Genomic DNA, 25,562 nt, shown 5'->3' with positions numbered 1-25,562 from the left:
GTGAAAGCGGTTTCACGTAATAAAATTGTAACATTGGTTCAACTATGCCGAACGTTCGGGAATGTAAACAGTTGCAAAACAGTGTCGAAAAAATTTTCGCGAGTCATTTTCTTTTACATCACCAGAACTTTTGCGTAATATGGACATGATTAATTGGAAGCGGTATCATAAGTTGATATCAGGAAGATTAATTTCTTTATATATAAAGGAAGTTTTAATAATGAATGACCAAGAATACTTAAATAAACTCATTCAAAACGAGCGTGAGAGTGTTCAGCTATTCCGTCATCGTAACCAGAAGCTGAACAGCGAAATGGCCGGTGGCTTAAAAAAGATGCCGAACTTAGTTAACCAACGCTTAAAGGACTTCGGTGTCAACGTTAACGGTGGCGCCGGCAGTACTTGGGCTGAAAACGGTATCTTTAGTGACGATGATTCATTAAGCTTCGTTGTCAACTATGATACCGGTAAGGAAACGTTAGCTCGTTCCATTAGAGTCATGGTGATCTCTAAAGACATTGGTAAGAGTTATAAGGTTAACGCCAGTCCAATTAAGAAGATCGATCTAAAGAACGTTTATCAAGTCGAATTCTTAGAACGGTTACTTAATCACCTTAATAAGGTTCACCATGTTTATATTGAATACCGTAAAGATCTGCATGAAATCCGAATTCAAGGTCGTCGTCAGGTTCATAAGGAAAACTATGGTAAGATCAACTTCACTAAAGACGGTAACGATCAGTTAGCTATGAAGAAAGCCTTTGATGAAGTCGCTGACGAAATCAGCGTCATGGTCTTAGCATGGATTGCAACCATTCAATTCAAATGATCTAAAGTGATTAGTCATCCTTTAACATTAATAAAACGAGCTGATTTATTAGAATCAGCTCGTTTTTTTCATGTCTTGATTAAAGGATTAATCTTGCGCTTTTTTAAAACTAGCGTGGATCATAATCAAAGCAATGATCACTAAGGCAAACAGAACACCGAAGCACCACTGGCCCCCAATGAACATGGCGTGAACTTTGGTCGCTGCTGGATTAAACGTTCCAGCTAACGAAATGATTAACGATAGTAAGCAGGTCCCAACGGCACCACCATAAATCTGAACGGCGTTAAAGATGGCGTTACCGTCACCCCGTTGCTTAATCGGTAAGGTCTGCAGGCCACTCGTCAAAACGTTACTAAAGCAGATTGCCTGACCGAGGTTATAGACGATATACGCAAATAGGATTGTTCCTGGGCCTAATGACTTCGCAATCACCGTCATTACGAGGAAGTACCCTGCCATCAGACTTAAACCAATGTAAATCGGTAGTCTAGGACCGTAATGATCCAGCATGGCACCACCGAACGGCATACTGATGATGCGAAAAATGTTCCCTGGCAGCAGGATCAATCCGGAGACCAAAGCGGTAACCCCTAACGCAACCTGTGAGAAGTTTGGGATCAAGAGTCCCGACAAGCCAATGTTGGTTAACTGAATCAGGAAATACGTGATGACGGCTAACGTAAAACGATGGTTACTGAAAACTCGAGTATGTAAAATAGCCTTTTCCTGATGACCATGCTTAACGAACCATACTAATGCGATAATCCCAATGATGAACATGATCCAGGTCCAAACTGACGCTTGACTTAATGAATTTAACCCGATCGCGATCACGCTGAAAGCGACGGTAATCAAGGCCAAGCCTTTCCAATCTAGCGACAGGTTATGATGAATCGGCAGGTGATTAACGATTGCGTAAAAACCAATCAGCATTACCACCAGAATAACTGGAATTACAACGACGAAAATCATTCGCCAGTTAAAATATGTATTGATGAAGCCACCATAAGTTGGCCCTAACGATGGTCCGGTCGCAACCACGGTTGCCCCTAACGCCATGTAGAAGCCAATCTTGGATTTCGGCACCAGCTTCGGGATCACGTTGAACATCAAAGGTGTACAACTACCAATGCTGACACCGTCAAGAAGGCGACCAAACAGAAACAGCCAGTAATTAGTCGCAAACGTACATATAATTAGACTTAATAATAACGATCCGGTCGCAACGAAAAAAACGGTCCGGTCATTAAAACGCTGATCAGCATATGCTGAACAGATCATCGTGATTGCGGAAACAATCATAGCTCCGGTCGAGAACCATTGCACACTCGATAATGGGACTTTAAAGTAATTAACTAACATCGGAAAGTTAACGTTCACTCCGGTGGTCATCAAGATCCCGACAAACGAAACCAGTGCAATGCTGAAGATTTCAGTTAGATCTTTAGTTGTCGGTTGTCGATTCAAATTATCATCTTCCTTTCAAAAAAATAAAGCATCACTGAAACTAATCAGTGATGATTTCTATTTATTATAAGAGCCAGCCCTTTTGTGGGCTATCGTGAGCATGAGCATTTATTCTAAATTTTAATCTTCATTATTGTCCCAACTGGCGTGGAACTTCGTGGCGATCATCTCAACGTAAGCGTCCATATCCAATTTCTGGGCAATCTGTTTTGATCTTGCCAACGAAATTTCGTTCAGGGCGTGATCTTCGATCAAAACATTCTGGTGGACCGGCATGCTTGGTAGCTTGGCAATACTGCCTTTGTAATTATAACTACTGTAGCCGCTACCAGCGTTATCGGATAATGATCGGTCACCCCAGTTATCGAAAATTGCGATGACATCAGGATCATTCTTAAGCTGATCCAACTTACCTTTATCCTGCAATTTTCTAAAGGTCGCTTCCTGAACTTTTTGACGAGAAGCCAGGAACAAGGAATTACTGATTAATTGACCCTTCTTATTCTTTGGGTGCTTCATTAAGAATAAACGATTAGTATGCGGAATCGCGATGGCGGTCTTTTTCAGATCATCATCCGATTTCCAGACATACGGCTCACGTTCTTCCTTTTTGGTACTCAACGGATTATAGACCGGATTCTCAACCTGCTTTTCACAACGAATGTATGGGTAACGATGTTTATCCGGATTACTGGCGATGACCCACTGGAAGAAGGTCATCCCGTCCTGACGCACTGCAGGATCCTTGCTCAATAATTCCTGACGCTTCTTTTCGATCAATTTGTAGATCACGTCAGTCTTAAACTTTGAGTTACATGGATCCGGCTGATAAGCCAAGTAATGAGCCAAAGCGTAATCAATGATGGCCGGATGACTAATGGTTGCCGTGACGGACGGTCCCATCCAACCGTTTAGGGTCGCACCCTTCGCTTCGGCTAGCACTGGTTTCGGTTGCTGTTCAGTCCCATGATTTTCAACTTCGGCACGGTTGTTTGCATCTTTAGATACGAAACGAACTAACGGTACTGGGCTGATGAACAGCGTTAATGGCGCAACGGTTTCCTGTAACGTCTTATCGTTAACAGGACCTGGAATGTTCTGCAAATATTCACCATCGGTGTTGGTGGACGTTACTTTGGCGTTCATCCCGGCCAGACATTCGGCCTGACCCATTCGCCAGGTAAACAGCTGCCCCATCATGCGCATGGAGATAATTTTATTATTCATTCGGATCGAATTAAAGAATTTTGCATCGCCGGCACCGGAAGCGGAGTTCAGCAGCAACTTACGTAACAGTTGCTTAATGTTGATCACGTTCCACGGGTGACTGTTCTTGGTGTACTTCTTTAATTGATGCTTCAAATGAAGACGTTCAACGTAGATCTGATGATAGGTATCCTTTGGTTCGTCATGTGGCCACATAATACCTTCACGAGAAATCAGCATTGGGTAATACCCACTGAAATCTTCGTGTCGAACGGCACCAACGGATACGTAGTCGTAGTCGTCATTCAGGATGTAACTGCTGCCACTGGGGTGCTTATATAATAACGGTTTATCATTTTTCCATTTAGCGTTCTTACCGGAACCCTTAACGAAATCCTTCGGGTTCAACGGTGTGCCGTGGTAATTAATGAACGGTCGCTGCTTAGCTAACTGTGGGGTCAACTTCAAAGTGTTGCGGAAGTAATCGATTTGCTTCTGTTTCTTAACGTACTTTTTATAATCGTTGATGTACTTATGAAGTTTAAATTCGACCCCATGAATACCACCGTAACTAAAGGTCGCGATAGTCCCGGTTTCATTACCGTCACGGTGTAAATACGGAATGTTGGCGTTGGTATGGTGAAGCAGATCCGTCATGTCTAAACTTGGACCAACCGTTTCTAATTTACCCAAGACGTTATACAGTTTCTTTTTACTACCTTTTAAGGTGTCATTGGCGTTATGGCCTTCAACTTCACGGTATAGATCATAGATCGGCTGAAAAGTCTTAGCTAAACTATGACCATCATGTAAGATGGTGTCTTCGTTAGCCGGTGGTAAATCACTCAAACCGTACTTTTTATCGACCTTTTTGGCCCAGTTCATGGTGTCATCAAGGACGTCGAACGGTTTCTTAGGTAAAATATCGAGCATTTCGGGATGTTTAGCCCGGAAGATCTTTAAAGCACGTGGATCTGGGAACCAGAATTCGATATCTGGCCAGTCTTCCATCGAATGATAAGGTGCAATTACGTTACTTATCAATTTAGCGGAAGTTGCATCATCGGTCAACGGACTAAAGCGCAGGTTATCCGGACGCGGATCGGCATCCTGCGGATCAGCTGCACTGCGGGCTTTTTGATAATACTTGTACATTTTAGATGACTTATTGCTGTGGATTGCTTCCTTAATCCCGCTGATCTTGTTCTTGGCGTTGATCTTTTCAACGGGATTGAGGTTACCCTTATCGATATGCTTGATGGTTCGCTTGTAATAGCGAGTCAGTGCGGGCTTTAACTTAAAGTTGTACGTTAACTGCGGGAATTTTTTCAGCATAATTCGACGTAAAGTTAACGCATCTTGGTATTGAGCCAGTTCAAAGACCTGTTTAGTAACTTGGACATCCGAATTGTTATATCCGATTAAATCGGCAATCTGGACGATTCCGTGGATTTCGGTCGTGTTGGCGGTAACGTTTTTTGATTCTAAGATTTGCCAACCTTCCATAGCGGCAATTCGTTTCAACGGAACAAACTTCATGTGTTCATTCAAGTTAGCAACATCTAAATAACGGTTGCTGGTCATCCAGCCTTTATAGATGTAGTAAGCCGGATTATCAATCTGTTTGAAGAAACTCTTGCTGTCGGCTTCGTCACGAGGCTGTAAATCAGGCTGGTGTTGGAGCAATTGCGGCATTGATCGTTTATAAGTCGTGAATAATTCGTTGTTAAAATGACGGAAGAATTCGGGGCTTAAGATCGGGTAACCCGTTAAATTCTTGGGATCCTTTTCCTTTTGACCATCTAATAATAATGTTCGGTCATGATTTAAGCGACTGTCACTTGGGTATGACCATTCGTCCTTGGCTAACTGCGAATTCTTGTTACACAGTTCGTTAATATAGTTTCGGGCGTAGGTATTATGGACAACATGACCCAGAAATGCGGCGATCATGGTCAAATCATAATTATCGGAGTTAAATCCCATCGTGATGCCGTACTTCTTTTTGTCGTACTTCGGATCGGTTCGTTTAACCGTGTAATACGGTGTGACCATGTTGCATGAATTAGCCCCACTATATTCTTTACCGCTTAGTAAAGCGTTATTATAAGCATTTTCTGAGACCCACTTGGCATGCGGTCTTGAGTTATGTTTGCGAGCATAATTCAATGATCGGTCGGTGACCGGGTGAATCTGTCCCTTCGCGTTCATGTAATTCAGTGATGAATTTCTGGTTGGCGTTAAGCCCCAGAAATGACAATATTTAGCCAGGTTCATCGGTCGCCGTAAGTTACGGAACCGAATCCCCAACGGATTATCTTTATCCTTAGCTAGCTCACGGAGACTTTTGTTACATTGCAAAATCTTTTTAGAGATCTCCAAGCTAATCGATTGGTGTGTCTTCGGATCAGCCTTGTCAAAGTCATGATAACCTTCAACATCACTTAAATAGTAAATGATGGCTAAATTCTGAGCCGGATAATAATGGGTATCGACGTACAAATTTGTCATCGATTCAATATCAAAGATATTATCATGCGGCTGATAATCATATGCCATTTTTTGAGCCCGCCTTTCGTTTAATAAGAAGTAAGCAATTATTATTATAGTCTGATTTAAGAAACAGAAAAACTGCTGAAAGCAGATTAATAAAATCAATAAAATTGCATTATTCCGCTTGTGAAGTATAATACAAAGTAATACAGGATATGTAAACGATCACATCACTTTTGGTATGCAATGTTTTTAAATATTAGATAATTAGGATTGGATTGATAAATTAATCTTAGTGATTTACTAGTCGCCTTATCCACCATTGTGAAGTGTAATGTATGAATACCTAAATATGTAAACGATCACACGGACATAACCGTTATGACGGTTCAAAATAACGAAAACATCACATCATAACGGAGTTTAGAACAGGTTTATTTTAGTTAATCTAATTAATATTTAATTGGAGGCGCTTATTATGAGTTTTAAACGGGTTATTAAAAGCTTACTAATTTTTGTCTCCGTCATCGTGATGTTAGTGGGTTTTGGTGCTTTCGCCAAATCTATTAACGTCAACGCTAATCACACCCGAACAAGTGTGATTATTAGTCATAAACATCGCGTTCGTCATAGCACTAAATCACTTAACCAACGCCAATACTATCGATTACTGGTTCTTTTTCACGACTATAACGATTCATGTGATCATCAACAGCTCAGGACTGATCAAAAACGAATTAATGTCCTGTTGGCTCATAACTGGTGTCGCTTATCCAGTTTCCAGTTTGAACATCTGATCTTGAATTACGACGTCAGAGCCGTTTTAACGTCTAAATACAATCGACGTCAGTTCAACCTCAAGATTAGACACATCAAATCCCGTTTACAGGCCACGAACCAAGTCCATCGCTTAAAAAATCAGGGCTCAACCCTTAATAACGCTATTCGCACCAATTTAATTAAAGACATCAATTCGACCCGGAAACGACATGGGCTTCGTCCGTTAATTATCGATAACGCCATGCAAAGCACGGCCAACTACCGTAACCGTCATCTTCAGTACGCTTACGAAAATCCTGACGAGAGCATTAAATATGAGCATTTAACTAAGGTTCAATTCAATGTATCCCAAGGCTACACCGAAAACTGGATTCACGGCTTTGACAACCATACCGACGGTGAAAGCTTCCTGCTTAAACATCATTACGGCTTTAACGGCTGGGGCGAAAACGCTAGCGACTGGTTCGTTACCAACTATCATGATTACTATAGCGACGGTACGCTTGATAAATATATCGACAATACACCGTATAACATCGCTTACGACGCCAACGATGACATTATGAACCACGACAGTCTGTCTAATAATGGTCATCGTGAAAACGAACTGGACCCCGACTGGAGATACCTTGGCGTCGGCATTAGCTATGATAAGATCCGCAACTTAGGAACGTTAAATGAACAATTCGCAGACTAACTCCATAAGACCCAAAATACCCAGTAGATATCAAATCTGCTGGGTATTTATTTGGGCTTGATGCAACTGAAAGAAGATTTAAGTTTTAGAAATGATGAAATGTTTGAATGTTGGGACACTGTATTGTTTATAAATAATCGCTCCTTTAATAAGTCAAGTGCGGGATTAAGGCAACTTAAGTTTCAATACTTCATCGGTGTCATCCTCCTTCGATCACTTTAAATTATAAGAAATCTAGAAGTGATGACAATAAATGGTGCATTAATTCATATCTTAAGATTACTATGCACACGGCTATTAAATGTTCTTATAAAATAAAATTAAATTAATATGTAATCGTTTCCGCTAACTATTGCTATACAAAGCGAAACATTAAATTAAACGGCTAAATTTATGGTAAGTCTTGGTTAGCCAATGAGCCACCTGATGCCACCATGTTATCCGGTGTGGAGCTTTTAAGTGGATCTTTAAATTGGGCTTATCAACATCGGCACTGCTTCGTGGATTCCGGCTACCGAAGTCTTCAGCTAAATAAAACTGGTGTTTACGTTGACTATATGCGACACCGACGCCAATTAACGTGTTATCACTACTCAAAATGTTCTTACGATGGCCATTATTTTCCAACGAATCATAATTCATCATGGCATCGTTACTCATGTTTGCCATTTCAATTCCGTTATGATTATGGTAAACTTTCGGATCACCAATCACGGTACAGTTGCCTAGCCCGGCACTGGCAATATTTTCGGAAGCTTGAAAGCCATGCGGTAAATCCACTCGATTAGCATCAAGCGTCGTCATTGGTCGATGATTTTTATCATAATGGCTAAAATGTTGGGCAATCTGGTGAGCGCGAATGGTGGCCAAGCGATTCAATTTATGATTGGGTTTAATTGATGTTGAGATGTGTTCCGCCCGTTCAACATCAATATCATGAAGAGTCTGCCGTTTAAACTGACGGAGATCAGCGTTAATCTGAGCCTGATTCAGATAATCATAGGTTGGTTCCTTATTTTCAATTTTATAAATAGTATTACCAAAGTGGAACGTCTGTTCATGAGCATCTGACTTGATACTGGCTGACATCAATAAAATTGCTGTCAACGTAACGATTAATAAGCCCTTTCGCACTCTATCACGACCCAAACAAAAAAGCCCTCAATAACGGGCACCGTTACCAAGAGTTATCTAAGCAAATTATTAGTTATTTATTATCCATGTGATCAATGTGACGTTTGTTGTAACGATCAATTCGTTTCTTTAACCATTTCTGGACGTACTTACGATCGAAATCAGTTAATTCAGCAGGTTCATAGTGAGCCTTTTCAGCAATAATTGCGATTGAAGGATTGGTTTCAATGCCCTGCTTTAATAATTCCTTGTTCCTTTTTCTGATTTCATGAATATTCTGTTCATTATCTTCTACCATTGGTGCGGTTCCACCCACTTGTTATTATAGTATCTTCACCATTAGTTTACTAAAAATTATCCATCATCATCAATCAAAAACACGAATTTTATCGAATTAATTAATGAATAAAGCCAGTCATGACTCCACCGATCACAGTCAGAATTAAGCCCGCAATCGTGTAAATCAAAGCTTTTCGAGTCTTATGTTCATGCAGAATAAATAAACCACCTAAGGTCCCAACGACGATCGACATTTGGGATAACGTAAAGGCCGTTGATACACCGTTGATCATTAACGATACTAAGTAACCAAACGTACCTAAACCGGTGTTGAATCCAGTCAGCATGTTCTTGAACGTATGTTTACTAAAGAGTAATTTCTTGCCACGGTACTGCTTAAGAATTAACGATAGTAAGACTGCCGTGACGATCATCCCAACGGCCTGCGGTGGAAATGCCGACCAGCCGTTAGTTCCCGGAATCTTTGGTAAAGTCGAACAACAACCGTAACCAAATAAACTACCAAAGATTAATTCAATTACGTATTTAGCAGAATTATTCCGTTGCTTAGGGGTACTTTGCTGATCAGTCTTAGTAGTTAAGTAAACACCCAACATTACCAAGACGACTGCCGCAAAGCCAATTACTTTGGCCATCGGTGATTTCCAGCTCCCAAAGAACATGACGCCGGCTAGGTTAACTCCGACCAGCTGTGTTCCAGCAGAAATTGGTGTAGTCGTAGCAGCACCTAATTTAATGAAACCTTCGAATTGGGTCAACTGACCAACTGACCATCCGACACCGGCTAAGAAGCACCACAGAAAATCCCAGGCGGTAATCGTTGGTTGTTTAAAGATAAAGATTAATAAGCCGATAATAAAGGCACCATAAGTAGCACCTAACAGCTGCTCAATAGACTCACCACCACAAAAGTGTGCCCAAAGTGGGTTACAGCCCCATAGAATTGCGGGTGATAAGGCGATTAAAATATTCAATTTAAATTCTTTTCCTTTCATGAATTAACGTTTACACCAACTATTATAGTGGTTTTACGAACATTTCTTAAGGTCAATTTGACATTGCTCGAGAACATGGTATTCTTAAAGCGTTAATTCAATTGACCGAAATTAGGGCCTCATATTGATGGGCCTTGGAGCAATCTTTGATGCATTCAGTTGCATATTTTCTTACTCCAATCTGGTATGCCGACCTAGTTTCTGAATGAAATTAGGCCTTTTTTACTCGCTCGGGACCTCGATTTCGGTCGTAAATATCCAACCGAAAGGAGATCTCGACATTGAGATCAATGATTGCTAAATACTTCCATTTCAAGGAGTTAGGCACTAACTTGAAAACGGAAACCCTAGCCGGAATTACTACTTTTACGGCGATGGCTTACATCTTGTTCGTCAACCCAAACGTCTTGGGAGCCGCGGGTATGAATAAAGGTGCCGTCTTTACAGCGACTGCCCTAGCTAGTGCACTGGGCTGTTTTATCATGGGGATCGTTGCAAACTACCCAATTGCCCTTTCATCTAGTCTAGGGATCAACGCCTTCTTTGCTTATTCGGTCTGTGTCGGGATGCACATCCCTTGGCAAACCGCTCTAGCTGGTGTTTTTGCAGCTTCAATCATCTTCGTCATCTTAACTGCATTTAAGATCCGTGAACTGATCATCAACGCCATTCCTGCTGACTTCAAGCGAGCCATCAGTGGCGGAATTGGTCTGTTCATTGCGTTCATCGGTTTTCAGAACGGTGGTTTGATCGTTGCTAATAAGAGTAACTTGGTTGGCCTAGGTTCACTTCACGTCGGGACCACCTGGTTGACCGTTTTTGGTCTAGTATTAACCATCGTTTTATTCACAATGCGGATCCCTGCCGCCATTTTCATTGGCATGATTTGTACCACAATCTTAGGGATTTCCACTAAGTTAATTCCGTTACCAACTAAAATCGTTTCTGGAATGCCAAGTTTAAAGCCAACCTTCTTAGTCGCTTTAAAGAATTTAGATAAAATTAATACATTACAATTAGCGGTTGTCGTTCTAACGTTCCTACTGGTTACCTTCTTTGATACTGCTGGTACGTTAGTTGGTTTGTGTGAACAAGCCGGTTTAATTAAAAATAACCACATTCCAAGGATTGGTAGAACTTTAGTCGCCGATTCGTCAGACATGGTCATCGGTTCACTATTAGGGACTTCCCCAATGGGTGCCTTCGTTGAATCATCCACCGGGATTTCCATGGGTGGTCGTTCAGGCTTCACCGTTGTCGTTACTGGATTACTGTTCATCATCGGTGGTTTCTTCTCACCGTTACTAAGTGTCATCACCGATCAGGTTACCGCTCCGGCTTTAATCATCGTTGGGATTTTAATGGCCCAATCCTTAGCTAAGATCAACTGGAAAGACTTTGCCATTGCTACCCCAGCTTTCTTAATCATGATTGGAATTCCGTTGACCTACAGTGTTTCTGATGGAATTGCATTAGGCTTCATCATGTACCCAATCACGATGCTTGCTACGAAGCGTGCTAAACACGTTAATATCATCATGTATTCATTAGCCATCGTGTTCCTGTTCTTCATGTGGATCTTGAATGAAAATTAATGATTGATAATTTGCACATATAATTCTATCAAGTCCGTTTGGGTCAATCCCAACGGGCTTTTTAGTTTGCGAAGATCTTGAATAAACGTTATCCTGTAAACAATTAGGAAGTGAAAATATGCTAGGAATGATTGGAATTACTGTCATGACGGTGATAATCGTTTTATTATTAATCATCGGGATCATCACGGTAACTTACGTGATTGCTGGCCATCATGATCTAGCCAAACGAGCAATGGCTGCAATCAGTTACATCCTTTACTTTATGGTTAGTTTCTTCGTTGGTGGCCTGATCAGTAATGCAACCATCCCGCCAGTTGCTGAATATCCAACCACAACGGAAGTCGTGAAATTATCAGTGTGGTCACTGATTGCCTTTATTATTATCGGTTTGATCTTTGGCTTTGTTTTTCATAAATTGTGGGAAATGAAAGATCATAACGTCAGCTATCCAAAGAAGTTTATTAAAGGTCTAAACATTACCTATCTGATTGACATCATTGTGTTTTCCCTAACGATTGTTTATTCAATCACAGAACATGATATTATCTGGATCGACGTAATCGCATTGCTTGCAACGGTAATTGCCGTAATTTTAGGTTTTGTATTCTTCTTTATGGTGGTTAAAACGTTGAAATTACGCTGGTATTTATATGGCTTATCACTGCAGGGACTCTTTATTATTTTAGTATTGATTGGTTTTTCGGAATCGTGTATGTAATAGATACAAAAAAGTTACGTAATACTTAATGTGTTACGTAGCCTTTTTAGTTATGATTAAAATTTACGTACGATTATTTATTCAAGGCCCTCAATTTAACCTTCCATGACAGCTTCGCGAGCTTCTTTAGATTCTAAAAATTTTTTACTAAAGTGCAAACTTTGAGCAAACTTAATTTCTTTATCAGTAAACATAATATGACGGCCCTTTCCATATTATATTTTTGATTTAATTATATCACAATGTTCAAAGAAAACTTTTGTTCGTTTACCAATATCATAACACGAATCATTTACATTACGATTTAAGAAAACATAAAGCAACTTATTTAATATCTCATACTCTTGCTTTAAAAGCGTCCGTGAACTATATCAGCATATTCACATCAATCCTTTTAAATTTAACGTTAACTGACCATGAGCTTATCTTAAATTCTAAAATTGTTTAGAACGGTCAAATAAAAAATAAAACCCATCATAAATTGCTTTACAATGGCATTGTCCAAAAAACACATAGAAAGGCAATTTATAATGAGCAATGTCAGTATAACATTATCGCAGCGCGGAAGCATTTATGCTTATCTTCAGGAAGGTTTGTCCTACGGACAAATTGCATTACGGTTACATCATTCTAAATCAGTTATCTGGAATGAAGTTCATCGTTTAACGTATTATAATCCTGATAAAGCTCAAGCAGATGAGAAAAAGAAGCGTAGTCATTGTGGACGTCACCCAATTCTAAACGGGTATACCGAAAGTATTATTTATAATGATTTAAAGCTTAAGTATCCACCTGAGATAATCGCACATGAGCTGCATATTGCGGCTAGTTCTATTTATAACTGGATATACAAGCATCGAATAACTGGCGTAACTTTAAGCTTATTGCCAGAGCATGGCCTAAGACGCAAAAGAAAACGTGACCGTCGTGGGCACTTCCCTATTAAAAGGCTGATTAATGAACGTCCTGCTGACGTTAATAATCGATCATTGTTCGGTAATTGGGAAGCTGACACAATCATGTCACCGCGAGGTAAAGCAAAGCCTTGTCTGGTAACTTTCATTGAACGTAAAACACGACTTTTATGGTCGATGATCATACCGAATCGAACTCATAAGTCATTTGCGGTGGCCATGAAAATATTCATGAGCCACTTTAAGCCTTACGTTAAGTCCATAACTACGGATCATGGTCGTGAGTTTTCTCATAATTATATCCAAGCCATGGTATATCATCTTCGCTTTTACTTCTGTCACCCATATTCGCCATGGGAACGTGGCACAAACGAAAGGATGAACCGTAAGTTACGTGGTTATTTCCCGAAGGGAACTAACTTCAATAATGTAAGCCAAGATGAAGTCTTTGATGCCGTACGTCAAATAGACACCAGGCCTATGGAAGCTCTTAATTACAGGACAGCTATTCAAGCTTTTCGTGATGAGATTAATAAATTACCAAATCGTTCTAAACAAAGTTGAAATCTAGCCGACAAAAAACTAATCTTGAAACAATTTATTAAAGTTTTAGACAAAAAGCCACACAACAAAATCAATTGCCATGTGGCTTTCTAACTCATTGGAATATGATAATTTTAACATAAACTTGTTATTTGATTAATTAAAGTCATTTTGAGTGATGAATCAGATATAGGCTTCCACCTATACCTATTAAAGCAACTATTAATCTGGTAGCTCCCCAGCCACCAAACGTATTAATCCACATAGTTATCAATTGTGGCCAATAATACGGTATAAAAAATGCGGCTGATGTACAAACACACCCAAAAAAATTGTAAACTTAATTGAAATCTCAGATTCTTAATTAAATATTTTGGTAACACATCAAATAAAAATAACACTAAGCCTATCAAAATAATATAGCAAATACTATTTAAATTGTAGATCATATAATTTTACTCCTTTATTATTAAATATCTATTATCTCTCACCTAATAACTAATGCGTATAAATATTCTTTCTATGTATGAAAAAGGCGCATTAATAAATACGCCTTCAAAAAATTATTAATTTAATATAATTTCATATACCTCTTAAGTCCAGTTATAAATCCACCATTATTCAATACAAAGCGTGTCATATTACCAATACGAACTATACGTTTCACATTTAACATTATACTGGGGTGCAAAGACTTAACAGCATTCCCTTTCGTAAAATTCTTACTACTGTGAACCATGCATGGTTTCTTAACCAGAGTATAACTCCCGTAACGAACTTTTCTTACGGGATAGTACTCACTGCTTAACTTAGTTTTCTTATAGGTACCACATTTAACAAAGATTCTCTTCGTTACCTTAGCATAGATCACACCATGCATAATATGCTTCATATGCTTAAATGCAACGTGATATGTAACATTACTACCTTTACGAGCAGCAGATATTATTTTCACATTCCTAGTAGCAACACGAGCAATTTGATCATTGCTGATTTGAACCTTAACATGCTTACGGTTCATAAATGATGGCTTTATATTCTTAATGTAGCCATAAATATGACCGATTAACTTGCCAATCTTAACGGTGTACTGAATCTTATGACTTTTAAGATATGCTGATAATACTTTAGTATTCTTAGCAGCTTTACGAGTAATTTTAACGGCATGGCCATGTACGTAGAAATGATTACGCCTAGTAACATCCGTTAATGCAATAAAGTTATTTGGTACAGTGGCGTAATGACCATTAGATCCTTTACCTGATTGTTCTTTATTACTTACAACATTACTAACTTTTAGACTAGTACGAGTAACAATGGAATTATTTGATGGTACATTTGTTGCATTCGGTGTAATTATAGTGGATGGTACATTCGCAGTGTTATTAGAATTAGTTGATGAATCAGGTACTGGTTCATTCTGATTATTATCATTAGTACTGGCACTAATTTCATGGCTCGGTTGTACATTTGTTGTATCTTCAGGAACTATAGTGTCATCTTTAAATTGATAACTAGTAATACCAGCGTTACTCGGTATACCTGTTACTTTGTATGGCATGTTACGAGTATCATCATAATCTAATACAGTGTACATCTGACTAACATCTGGTAAGTAAGCTTCAATAGTATCATTATCTAAATAAAACTGGACATTAGATAATTTATTAATAGTTAAATTAACAAAATTATCGTCATTTAAATCAGTAACCCCATTAGCGCTACCTTGTCGAGTAACTGTGAATTTACCATTATTGAATTTGAATTCAACATTATTACGAGCATTATTAATACGAGAAAATGTTATGTCAAAATTATTTGTTGGTTGATTAAATTTAATACTGACCTTGCCATTCACTTTAAAATTCCCATTATTATCTCTATCTGACAAGTTATTTATAATTGGTTCAATGGGAGTCGAATTTAAAGTATTAGTAGAGTTATTCCAACTAATGTAACGTGGTAATGTAAATCCTCCGGCATGTTTTCCATTAAAATAGGCCCAACTGTTTGACCAACCAATAAATACTAATTCATTATCATTTAATTGAGCGAAATTACCAGCATAAACATCATGACCTAAATCAACTCTTCCTATGTGAGAATTCGGTGATAATTGAAAGATACCGTTATTTAAAGAACCGGTTGCGTAAATAATACCTTCAGTATCTTTATCACTAGTGTCTTGTTCACTCATAAATAGTATTGGTGTGCCATTTAAAATTGCTACATATGGTGTTTCAGCACTATTTATATTATGAGAATCATTATTATTAAGTGTATAATTTAATAATTTATGAACATTAATGGAAGAAGCTAATACCCAATTAACAGCATCGCTACTAGACAATACATAAATTTTTTGATCTGTTCCTCCAGCACAATATGCTAATAACTGATTGTGATTTTCCGGATTAATAATCACGTATGGATCTCGAGTATTACCAAGCGCAGCGCCAGAAGTCTTTGTTGTAAAAACATTTTGCTCACTATATGGCCTGAATTGTTTATAGCCGACGATTGTTCCATTACTATAAATTGGGTTAGCATATGCTAAATAACAATCATCGTTATTCCCATAATTAGCAAAGTAAGCCAATCTGGCATTCTGATCAATTGGGTTTCCAGTAATAACATCATGAGTTAACCATTGACCATTCCCATGCTTATTTGGAATAACAGATCCACCAGCGACTTGATGCCATGGGATTCGAATAGATACTGGAATGTCTGATGAATTTACTTCAATCCTATTTTGACCATTAATTTCATATTCAGGATTAGGAATAGCAACATTTTTTAATGATACTGGATTATTAATATCTACAGGATAAAATTGTTTAAAATCAGGTGTTGCTCGTGCCCAGCCCCATTCATCATAGGCACTTTGCCCAGGATTACCAGGATCAGGGTTCCACAAATAATAGACATCCCAATAATCAATCTCCCCATTATCATCTTTATGAGGAATAATAGATTCAATATCATTATTTTGCCCTTCTGGATTATTAAAATGATAATTCTGATTCCACTGATTATCAGTTAACGTGGGATAAGTTTTGGCTAAAGTGTCATTTGGATTAGTAATTGGAAATGCTATATAACCCGCTACAAATGTACCTATGTTTCCATAAAGAAAATTGTTTGGTGTGTCTGAATAGGTATTATTTGATAATTGCTTATACATATTTATTGGCGTAGAAAAAGCTTCGCTATTAAATTTAGTACCATTAGATTTAATAGTCAACTGATTTAATGCTGAAGAATTAAGCATACCATCCATATTTACTACATTACTTGTGTTGAATAATGGTGAAAATATTATTTTTTGTAAAGAACCTGCTCCCCAGAACATACTAGCCATTGATGTGACGCTATTAGTATTAAAGCCCTCGGGAAATTCTAATGATTTTAATGCACCATCATCACAAAACATCCAACCTAAATCAGTCAAGTCACTGCTAGTCTTAAGTGATGATAAGTCTAGGTCTGACAGACTAAAGTCACTCTCAAACATACTATGCATTGTAGTCACTTTATTACCGTTAAACGTACTCGGTAGATTAAGTGATTTTAGATTATAGTTATTATTAAACATCCCACTCATGTTTGTTACATTACTAGTGTCAAATGATTCTGGTAATGTTAAAGACTGTAGCGAATGATCGTTCCAGAACATACTGTCCATCGATGTAACGTTACTAGTGTGAAATGTATTAGGTATGTTAACCGACTTTAAATTAAAATCACTACAGAACATCCAACCCGTATCAGTTAAATCACTAGTTGTATTAAATGATGATAAATTTAAATCGGATAAATTTTCATCACTCTCAAACATGCTATGCATTGTAGTCACTTTATTAGCGCTAAATATGCTTGGAAAAGTGAGTGATTTGATATTAGTATCACGAGTAAACATATTAGCCATGTCAGTAACGTTACCAGTATTAAAGCTATTTAAATTTAAGTCTACTAAACTAGGGTCATTATTGAACATGCTATTCATGTTGGTTACGTTGCTGGTATTAAAATTATCACCAAAATTAAGGTACCTTAGATTAGTGTTGCCTTGAAATGCAGCTTGCATATTGGTTACATTTTGAGTATTAAAGTTGGGGCCTAAATCTAATGAGTATACGGAACCATTACCACCAAATAGATTTCTTAATGATGTTAGATTCGATGTGTCAACAGCACTGTCAAATTTAAGGGATTTGGCATTTCTAATAGTGGGATTCTGAATATTATAGCCAAACGGACCATCTACCGTAGCATTTGCAACATCGCTGTCTAATTTACCACTAGTAAATTCAACGGCATTTGCTTTTTGGCTATATTGCCAATTTAAGCCATAATATGCAGCCTGACTTAATTCAGCATTAGTTTTCCAATCATTAAATTGGGTATCACTAGCGTATTGCTGAGTACTATTATCATAAATCCAATGACTATCGCTAGCCTTATTTTCTTCGTTATGCTGTGACGGAGTAGATCCTAACTCTACGCCAAAATTAGCTTTCTTAACATTATTCTGAGAACTTGCAGTGGTTTTATTTATCTGACTATTATCAGAATTCACCTTAGGTGTAGTAGCTACCTTGGCACTATTATTTTCTTTACTACCTAAATTATTAAGCTTTGCTAAATTAGATGGATTAGCATTCTGATTATTGTTTTGGGTACTAGTGGATTTTAATTCAGCAGTATTATTTGGTTTAGTAGCTGCATTAGCTACGATATTATTTAATAAGTTATTTGCTTTTTTAGTAATTACCTTGTTAGAATTCACGGGCTGCTGTGTAGTATTGGCATTAGCTGATGCGTTAACAGCAAAAGCACCCAACAAGGCAAAAAATAAAGCGCTAGTAATTAGCCATCCCTTTTTTGAATGGAATAACTTCGTTCTATTAAAGGTATGACTCATTAAAAAGGCTTTATTTCGTAACATTTTCTTATTCAAAATTGAGCACTTCCTATAAAGTATACATTTAATTTATAACATTACATTATATTTATCAAATTCAAATTAAATATAATTATAGGAAAAAATATGTATAAAAAAAGAGTACTAAAATTGATTAGTACACTTTTTTAGAACATAAATTGTGCCAATTTAAACTATTTATTGGCAGATTTTTTAGCAGCTTTATGTGCTTTATGACCTTTTACAGCCTTTTTAGCTGATTTCCTTGCATGCTTTTTGGAAGCTTTCTTGCCACGCTTCTTAGTGACTTTCTTAGAATGCTTCTTTGCATGTTTCTTGGAAGCTTTCTTGTTAGAATTCTTAACAGCCTTTAAACTCTTCTGAGCTTTGCTTAATTTAGCCTGAGCTTTCTTTAATGCTTTGTAAGCAGCTCGCTTAGCTTTCTTACCCTTAGCATTCTTGAATGCAGCTTTCGCTTTAGCAACGCCTTTCTTAGCAGACTTTACTGACTTAGTAGCAGCCTTGTAATTAGTGTCGAAAACAACTTCAGCTTTAGCTGCTTTAGCTGCTTTTACAGACTTAGTATATTTAGCCTGAGCTTTCTTTAATGCTTTGTAAGCAGCTCGCTTAGCTTTCTTACCTTTAGCATTCTTTAAAGTAACTTTAGCTTTAGCAACACCCTTCTTAGCAGACTTTACTGATTTTGCAGCAACATTTGCTTTATGTACAAGAGTTGCGTGAGTAGCAACTACAGGTGCCGTAGTACTTTCACCACTATGATAAGTTGCACCTAAATGTAATTCGGGTGTGTTATTATTAGCTTGTGCGAATGAAGCACCGCTAACAGCTCCAAGAGCTAAAACGGATAATCCACAAATTAGAACTTTTTTCAAATTCATCTTTATTGCATCCACCTTTCTATGAGGTATAATAACTTTTTTATAGCTTAATGTCTATACTTTTTTCTATAAATTTCGTAAATAAAGTAAATAATTCCAATTAATGATAATAAATAGTAAACATAATACATTCGATTAGGCTGAATTTTAACTTTTATTAACTTAGAGCCTTTTGATAATCTATTTAACGTTAATAAGCATGTATTATTCTTATAACTTGGTACAAGATGATGATCATCATATACTTGATATTTAACACCATTATAATCTACAAATGGTAATGCAAAATTATGAATTGTTCTATGATTCTTATGGAGCAATTTAAAAGTTCCATTATGCAGTGGCTTTAATTTCTTAGTATGAAGTCCATAAGACCCTAAATCTTCAGATAAATTTTCACGTTCAATAAAAGACTGCTTCGGGTAATAATCTGGATAATCATTTACAGGAAATGGCGTGTCCAAGGCATTTTTCAGATCAGAATCTTTTGATATCTTATAATTTAAAAATGGCTCATTAAATTTAGAATTATAATGCTTATTATAAGTATCATTCTTAAACATCGGTCTACTAAGTTCATAACAATCACTACGACTAGCTAACGTAATAACCTGTTGTTGACAGGATAACTGACAAACGATCGAAGTAACCAATACAATTGGGACATAAAAATAAACTAATTTTGGTTGGATATATTTAGTAATACATGTAGAAAGAATATAAATGAAGAATAATTGAGGGACCATATCTAATCGCCACGGAAATTGAATAATACTCAGTGGTGTTTTAGATAATGATTGTTCCCAAGGAAACATCCCTGTTGAAAAAATAGCAAATCCGAATGAAACCCAATACGCTTTTTTAATAAACGGACTGAATTTTCTATAAAAAATAAGTGGAGCAATTACAAGACCAATCACGGCAAATAGACTGAATCCCCAAGACATCGTAATGTTATTGGTTACCGATGTATAAATCAATGAGAGTAAATCCAGGCTACTGGGCATTCCAAAATTAATGGGCTTTTTAATTGTATTTGTCATTAAAAAGACAACTGCTGGAATCCATAAAAATGAAGTTGTGAGTACGATTACTAATACAGATTTACCAATATTCTTTATTCTGGTTTTGTTTTTAAGTGTAGCCTTTAAGTCAGTCAATAGCCACACAAATACAAAAGATGCGACTAATAAGACACTTAAAACATGCGTAAAAATAAGCAAAATTACACCAATTGTCATTTCAGTCCAATGATTATCACGCATTAAATGGATAAAACCAAAAATAACTAAGGGCATATACGTAAACGATAATAAAGCCCCAATATCCATGTTAGTAAACGAGAACGTCATAAATATTGCAGATGTGCAATAAAGAATCGCAAAAACATATGATGTTAGAATATTTTTACTTATACTTTTACTACTATAAAAACTAATTAATAATCCAATAAAATAAATAACAGAAAAGAATATATAAAATAATGTAATTGTAAATTTAAAGAAAGATAAAACAATAACAAATGGAAGCAACGTTATGTAAGGATACAAAAGCATAATAGCTGTCCCATTCTGGCTCATCGTATTTACATTAAAATGTGGCAAAAACACATGATCATGAAAAGATTCAACTAATTCATATATTCGTCCCCAATGAAACGGTAAATCCCATGCTCCATCAATAACGTGAGCTTTTAAAAGCAAAGACACATTTAATATCGCAATTATTGCAAAAGTAAATATAATTATGCTATTATTTAATAATTTTTTATTTTGTTTATTAATCACTTAAACGGCCTTCTTTTCTGTAATCCAACTCAGCCATGACAAAATAAGCAATGAATATTAGAAATCCTAAAATGGTTAAATATTTAGATGCATTAATAATATGCGGATATATTACCTTAATGTGTAATTTATAGTACCCATGATGCAATACCTTAGTAACTAACAAATGATCTTTACCATAACTACTATGAATTCGCTTATTCCCAAGATATATTTGATACCTTATCCCGTTGTATTTAACAATTGGTAAATTTAAATTATAAATAGCATTGGGTTTAACGTGAATGTTATAATATCCGTTATTTAATGATCTAAAATGAACTGTCTTAACACCAAGATATGACCCATTAGATTCTGAGATAAATAAATTCATTGGTTGCGAAGCCGCAGGATAATAATCAGGGATTGTTGAGGCAGATGTACGAGATCGTAAAACGTACTTTAACTGACTATCTCTATTAATGTAATATCGATTTTTCGAGTATTTTATACGGTCCCGATGAAAAATATAACGATTAATTGGTAATACATTAGCTCCCTTAGCACTATTAAGTACTTGAAATTGATTATTAATCTGCAAGATAACAGCTAATATAATTACTGCAGGTACAACTAATTTACGAATATTTAAATATTTAACTAGACATACTGAAGCAATATACATTAAGCATAATTCTGGAATAACATCTAAGCGCCAACAAAACTGTAAAATAGCAAGTGGTGTACGCGCAAGGATAATCCACGGAGCAACTCCTAGCTGAGACCATGGAAGAATTCCCGTTGTTAGAATTAATGTTGTAATGGACACAAAAGCTAATCCTTTTGTATCGTCATCAAGCTTCTTCCAAAACACTAATGATAAAATTAATCCAATTACAGCAAAGAAACTGATCATATCTGACATTTGGATATTATCGTGTAAGCCAACCGTTATCAAATGAACAATATCAGTAGCGCCAACTAAATCAAAATTTCTGGGATATCTTAAATTATTTTTCATCATTAAATACAGACATGGTAGCCACCATATAGCAGTACATAATACTGTAATGACAAATATTTTTGCGACACTAATAATCTTTGCAACATCAAACTTTTTATAATCACATAATGCCCAAATGAGTAAAGTAACAATGAGAAGTAGTGATGTTAATACATGCGAGAAAATCAATAGAATCAAACCTATTGTTAATTCCATCCAAGAACCATCATGTAACAAGTTTAAAAAGCCAAAAATCGCTAATGGTAGAAATAGCATTGCCATTAGTACACCTAGATCAATAGCTTCCAAGGCATAGAACATTATCATTGATGATGTGCAGTATAAAATGGCAAACGTATAACTAATCAATTTATTATGACTAATACTTTTGCTACTGTAATAGCTAATTATGAGACCTACGAATACAAGTATCATGAATGCAAAATAGATACTAGATATTGTAGGTCTAAATAAAATAAAAAAGATGGCAATCGGATACAACGTAATATAAGGATAGAATTGCATTACTGCATTACCATTACTACTCATCGCATTAAATGTTAATCGGGGCAATAAATGTCCAGATTGGATTGCTCGAGATAAATCTTCAACTCTTTGGAAATGGAACATCATATCATAACCACCATCAATTCCATTTCCACCATAAATTATATGAGAATGCAGTAAACATATAATACTGACAAATGATATTAATAAAAATGAAATAATTATTGATAAATTAAATAGGTATTTATTATGAGTCACTTTTTGATAGTAACTGTTAAATATATGCATTATGTCGCCAACCCTAATATCCTAAATACTTAACATTAAATTATTAATTTAAAAATACATTTTAATTATAGAATACATTAAAATCTTAATTAAGCCCTAAATTATAAATTTCAATTAAATAACCAAAAATGTCCCACAACCACTCTCATGATTGTGAGACATTTTTAACTCATAACTTGTACCCTATTAATAAGTACCTTATATTAAACAAATAACGATTCTGCTAGAACAGCTAACAGACCAACAACGGAAATCACGGTCGTTAGAACGGTCCATGATGCAAAGGTCTGCTTCAATGACAAGCCAAAGAATTCTTTGACCATCCAGAAACCGGCATCGTTAACGTGATCACAGAAGATCGATCCGGCACCGATAGCAAGGACCATTAATGCAGGGTTGATACCACTGGAAACCATTAACGGGCCAACTAATCCGGCAGATGTTAACGAAGCAACGGTGGATGATCCTAAACTAACACGGATGATGGCAGTGATTAACCAAGCGGCGATCAACGGTGACATGCTGGTGTGAGCAAACATCGTTGAAATGTACTTGGCAACCCCACCGGAGACTAGTACTTGTTTAAAAGCACCACTTCCGGCAATGATCATCATCATCATGGCGATCTGTTTGATGGCCTTTTCCATTGACTGGCCAACCTGTTTCATCTTACGGCCCTGGGCAATGCCCATTGTGAAGATGGCGATGATTAATGAAATCAGCATTGCGACATCGGGTGAACCGATGAACTGAATGGCTTGACTAACTGCCCATTTCTTTGGCAAAGCGTAGTTAAAGATGGTCCCTAAAGCAATTAAGATAACTGGCATAACGGCAGTGATAACACTGACACCAAAGCTAGGGGTATCTTTTAAGTTAAACTTTTTAACTTTACCTAAAGCAGGGATCACAATGTGCTTCTTGTAAATACTTGGGTAAACTTTTCTTAAGACATGGTTGAATACCGGACCTGCAATAATGATGGTTGGGATTGCGGCAATTAAGCCTAAGATAATAACCTGACCCAACGGAGCTTTCAATGAAGCAGCAACGGCAGTCGCAGCCGGATGCGGTGGTAAGAAACCATGCATGATGTTCAAAGTAGCAGCCATTGGAAAACCTAACATGGCAAGTGGCATGTCAGCTTCATTAGCGATGACATAAATAATAGGTAGTAATACAACTAAGCCAACTTCAAAGAACAGAGCCAAGCCGACGATGAACGATGTCAAGATTACCGCGATCTCGATGTAACGACGGCCAAATTTCTGGATCAAAGTATGGGCAATTCGGTAACCACCACCGGAATCGGACAGTAGTTTACCAAGCATGGCCCCAAATCCAAAGACAATGGCGATGGTCCCGAATTGGCCACCTAAACCTTTTTCAATCAGCGTCGGCAGCTGTGCAACAGGCAACCTCAGCATTAAAGCAACTATAAATGATGTAATGATTAGTGAGACGAACGTGTTCATCTTGAATAACGTGATTAACAGGATGAGCAGAACGACTCCAGCAGCAACAATAACTAAGGGCGTATGAAATCTTCCCTTTCAACAGTGATTTTCCAAACTAACAGATTTATTAGTAAGGTAAGCGCTTACATATCTTTTTACGGTTACTATATTAAAGGATTGGTGTCCATCTCTGGTGCTCATATCGTAGCCTAACTATGTCCATTTCACAGATTTGTGAATTATGGATAGCTAATTAGTGATATTAACCATGTTGGAATGTGAAATTAGATAAAAGAAAAGACCTGCCTTAACGGCAGATTTGTTTATCTGATAAACTTAATTAATTTTCACCAACACCACTTCACAAGACCTAGTAGGGTGCAATCTCCACACCCACATGATATGATAATAATTACTAGGTATAACAAGCTAATCAAAGGAGCTTCTTTCATGAAAATTCCAGTTTACTATGTTTCTATCGAAGGTAATACTAAGCACTTTTTAACCAAGATGAGCCAGATTTTTCATAACGTTGATTTACACCAGGTCGATAACCAGACCGATCTCTTTAAGATCAACCATCCCTACTTCGTCTTCGTACCGGCCTACGCCACCTATGAAGATCACCAAAAGAAGTGCGTGGAATTACCACAGACTTTCCCGATGACCGAAGAACTTGCCTGGCAAAAGAACTACAAGTACTGCTTAGGTTCCGTTGGTAGCGGTAACCGTAACTTTAGTCAAGATCAATGGATCTGGACCGCTAAATTATACCGTAAGATGTTTAACATCCCAATCATCGCATCCTACGAACTCCGCGGTAACATGTACGAAGAAAACGTTATTAACCAACGAATGGTTCGCATTTGGAACCAGAATACCAAGCCCAACCAGCACGTTAAAGAAGTAAACGTTCATCACGTCAACCCGCGTTTAGCAAAACTTGAAAAGAAATACGGTCGTAATCTCCAAGGAGAACGGATGTAATTAATCCTGATTATCCAATTAATTCGCTTAATCCTTCGCAAATCATCGCGT

The 25,562-nt window shown here is 37.1% G+C and carries 16 protein-coding genes; 6 read left to right on the top strand and 10 right to left on the bottom strand.

Going from position 1 to position 25,562, the window contains the following annotated elements:
- The first annotated feature begins 220 nt into the window (after positions 1-220).
- Positions 221-829 carry a hypothetical protein gene (locus ELX58_RS04770; protein ID WP_133442019.1) on the top strand — a complete coding sequence of 203 codons (609 nt, stop codon included), beginning with the start codon at positions 221-223 and terminating at the stop codon, positions 827-829.
- Between the two features lie 87 nt (positions 830-916).
- On the opposite strand, the gene ELX58_RS04765 is transcribed toward ELX58_RS04770, so the two are convergent.
- Both ELX58_RS04765 and ELX58_RS04760 read right to left on the bottom strand, forming a co-directional pair.
- On the bottom strand, positions 917-2,299 hold the full coding sequence (locus ELX58_RS04765; protein WP_133442018.1) for an MFS transporter: 1,383 nt from the start codon (positions 2,297-2,299) through the stop codon (positions 917-919).
- 120 nt (positions 2,300-2,419) lie between these two features.
- Complete coding sequence (locus ELX58_RS04760) at positions 2,420-6,064, bottom strand: hypothetical protein (protein WP_133442017.1); 3,645 nt, start codon at positions 6,062-6,064, stop codon at positions 2,420-2,422.
- Between the two features lie 412 nt (positions 6,065-6,476).
- Here ELX58_RS04760 and ELX58_RS04755 point away from each other — a divergent pair, with 412 nt between their 5' ends.
- Complete coding sequence (locus ELX58_RS04755) at positions 6,477-7,475, top strand: CAP domain-containing protein (protein ID WP_133442016.1); 999 nt, start codon at positions 6,477-6,479, stop codon at positions 7,473-7,475.
- 372 nt (positions 7,476-7,847) lie between these two features.
- Here ELX58_RS04755 and ELX58_RS04750 read toward each other — a convergent pair whose 3' ends face one another.
- The 3 genes from ELX58_RS04750 to ELX58_RS04740 form a co-directional block, all read right to left on the bottom strand.
- Entirely contained in the window at positions 7,848-8,624 is a 777-nt protein-coding gene (locus ELX58_RS04750; RefSeq protein WP_133442015.1) for a CAP domain-containing protein, read from the bottom strand.
- A 58-nt stretch (positions 8,625-8,682) separates the two neighbouring features.
- Positions 8,683-8,907 (bottom strand): hypothetical protein, encoded by a 225-nt coding sequence (locus tag ELX58_RS04745; protein ID WP_133442014.1) that lies wholly within the window; start codon positions 8,905-8,907, stop codon positions 8,683-8,685.
- A gap of 100 nt (positions 8,908-9,007) precedes the next feature.
- Positions 9,008-9,883 carry a GRP family sugar transporter gene (locus ELX58_RS04740; RefSeq protein WP_162614650.1) on the bottom strand — a complete coding sequence of 292 codons (876 nt, stop codon included), beginning with the start codon at positions 9,881-9,883 and terminating at the stop codon, positions 9,008-9,010.
- A gap of 302 nt (positions 9,884-10,185) precedes the next feature.
- On the opposite strand from ELX58_RS04740, the gene ELX58_RS04735 reads away from it, so the two are divergent.
- The 3 genes from ELX58_RS04735 (at position 10,186) to ELX58_RS04725 (ending at position 13,698) form a co-directional block, all read left to right on the top strand.
- Positions 10,186-11,499: an NCS2 family permease gene (locus tag ELX58_RS04735; protein WP_133442012.1), complete on the top strand. Its 1,314-nt coding sequence runs from the start codon at positions 10,186-10,188 to the stop codon at positions 11,497-11,499.
- Between the two features lie 118 nt (positions 11,500-11,617).
- Complete coding sequence (locus tag ELX58_RS04730; protein ID WP_133442011.1) at positions 11,618-12,220, top strand: hypothetical protein; 603 nt, start codon at positions 11,618-11,620, stop codon at positions 12,218-12,220.
- Positions 12,221-12,813: 593 nt separating this feature from the next.
- Positions 12,814-13,698 (top strand): IS30 family transposase, encoded by an 885-nt coding sequence (locus tag ELX58_RS04725; RefSeq protein WP_162614649.1) that lies wholly within the window; start codon positions 12,814-12,816, stop codon positions 13,696-13,698.
- 550 nt (positions 13,699-14,248) lie between these two features.
- Here ELX58_RS04725 and ELX58_RS04720 read toward each other — a convergent pair.
- The 5 genes from ELX58_RS04720 to ELX58_RS04700 all read right to left on the bottom strand — a co-directional run bounded on the left by ELX58_RS04720 (position 14,249) and on the right by ELX58_RS04700 (position 24,593).
- Positions 14,249-18,640 (bottom strand): BspA family leucine-rich repeat surface protein, encoded by a 4,392-nt coding sequence (locus ELX58_RS04720; RefSeq protein ID WP_133442009.1) that lies wholly within the window; start codon positions 18,638-18,640, stop codon positions 14,249-14,251.
- A 158-nt stretch (positions 18,641-18,798) separates the two neighbouring features.
- Positions 18,799-19,503 (bottom strand): hypothetical protein, encoded by a 705-nt coding sequence (locus ELX58_RS04715; RefSeq protein ID WP_174919249.1) that lies wholly within the window; start codon positions 19,501-19,503, stop codon positions 18,799-18,801.
- A 47-nt stretch (positions 19,504-19,550) separates the two neighbouring features.
- Positions 19,551-21,290 carry a glycosyltransferase family protein gene (locus tag ELX58_RS04710; RefSeq protein ID WP_133442008.1) on the bottom strand — a complete coding sequence of 580 codons (1,740 nt, stop codon included), beginning with the start codon at positions 21,288-21,290 and terminating at the stop codon, positions 19,551-19,553.
- A complete protein-coding gene (locus ELX58_RS04705; RefSeq protein ID WP_133442007.1) occupies positions 21,283-23,067 on the bottom strand; it encodes a hypothetical protein in 1,785 nt (594 codons plus the stop codon). The genes ELX58_RS04710 and ELX58_RS04705 overlap by 8 nt, the downstream gene beginning before the upstream one ends.
- 203 nt (positions 23,068-23,270) lie before the next feature.
- Positions 23,271-24,593 (bottom strand): gluconate:H+ symporter, encoded by a 1,323-nt coding sequence (locus tag ELX58_RS04700; protein ID WP_133442006.1) that lies wholly within the window; start codon positions 24,591-24,593, stop codon positions 23,271-23,273.
- 381 nt (positions 24,594-24,974) lie between these two features.
- Here ELX58_RS04700 and ELX58_RS04695 point away from each other — a divergent pair, with 381 nt between their 5' ends.
- Positions 24,975-25,511 carry a class Ib ribonucleoside-diphosphate reductase assembly flavoprotein NrdI gene (locus ELX58_RS04695; RefSeq protein WP_162614648.1) on the top strand — a complete coding sequence of 179 codons (537 nt, stop codon included), beginning with the start codon at positions 24,975-24,977 and terminating at the stop codon, positions 25,509-25,511.
- Positions 25,512-25,562: the final 51 nt, after the last annotated feature.

The sequence above is a fragment of the Acetilactobacillus jinshanensis genome (genome assembly GCF_004359375.1).
Taxonomy (GTDB): domain Bacteria; phylum Bacillota; class Bacilli; order Lactobacillales; family Lactobacillaceae; genus Acetilactobacillus; species Acetilactobacillus jinshanensis.
The sequence above is the reverse complement of the archived record's forward strand: the minus strand, read 5'-3'. Positions and strand labels throughout refer to the sequence as shown.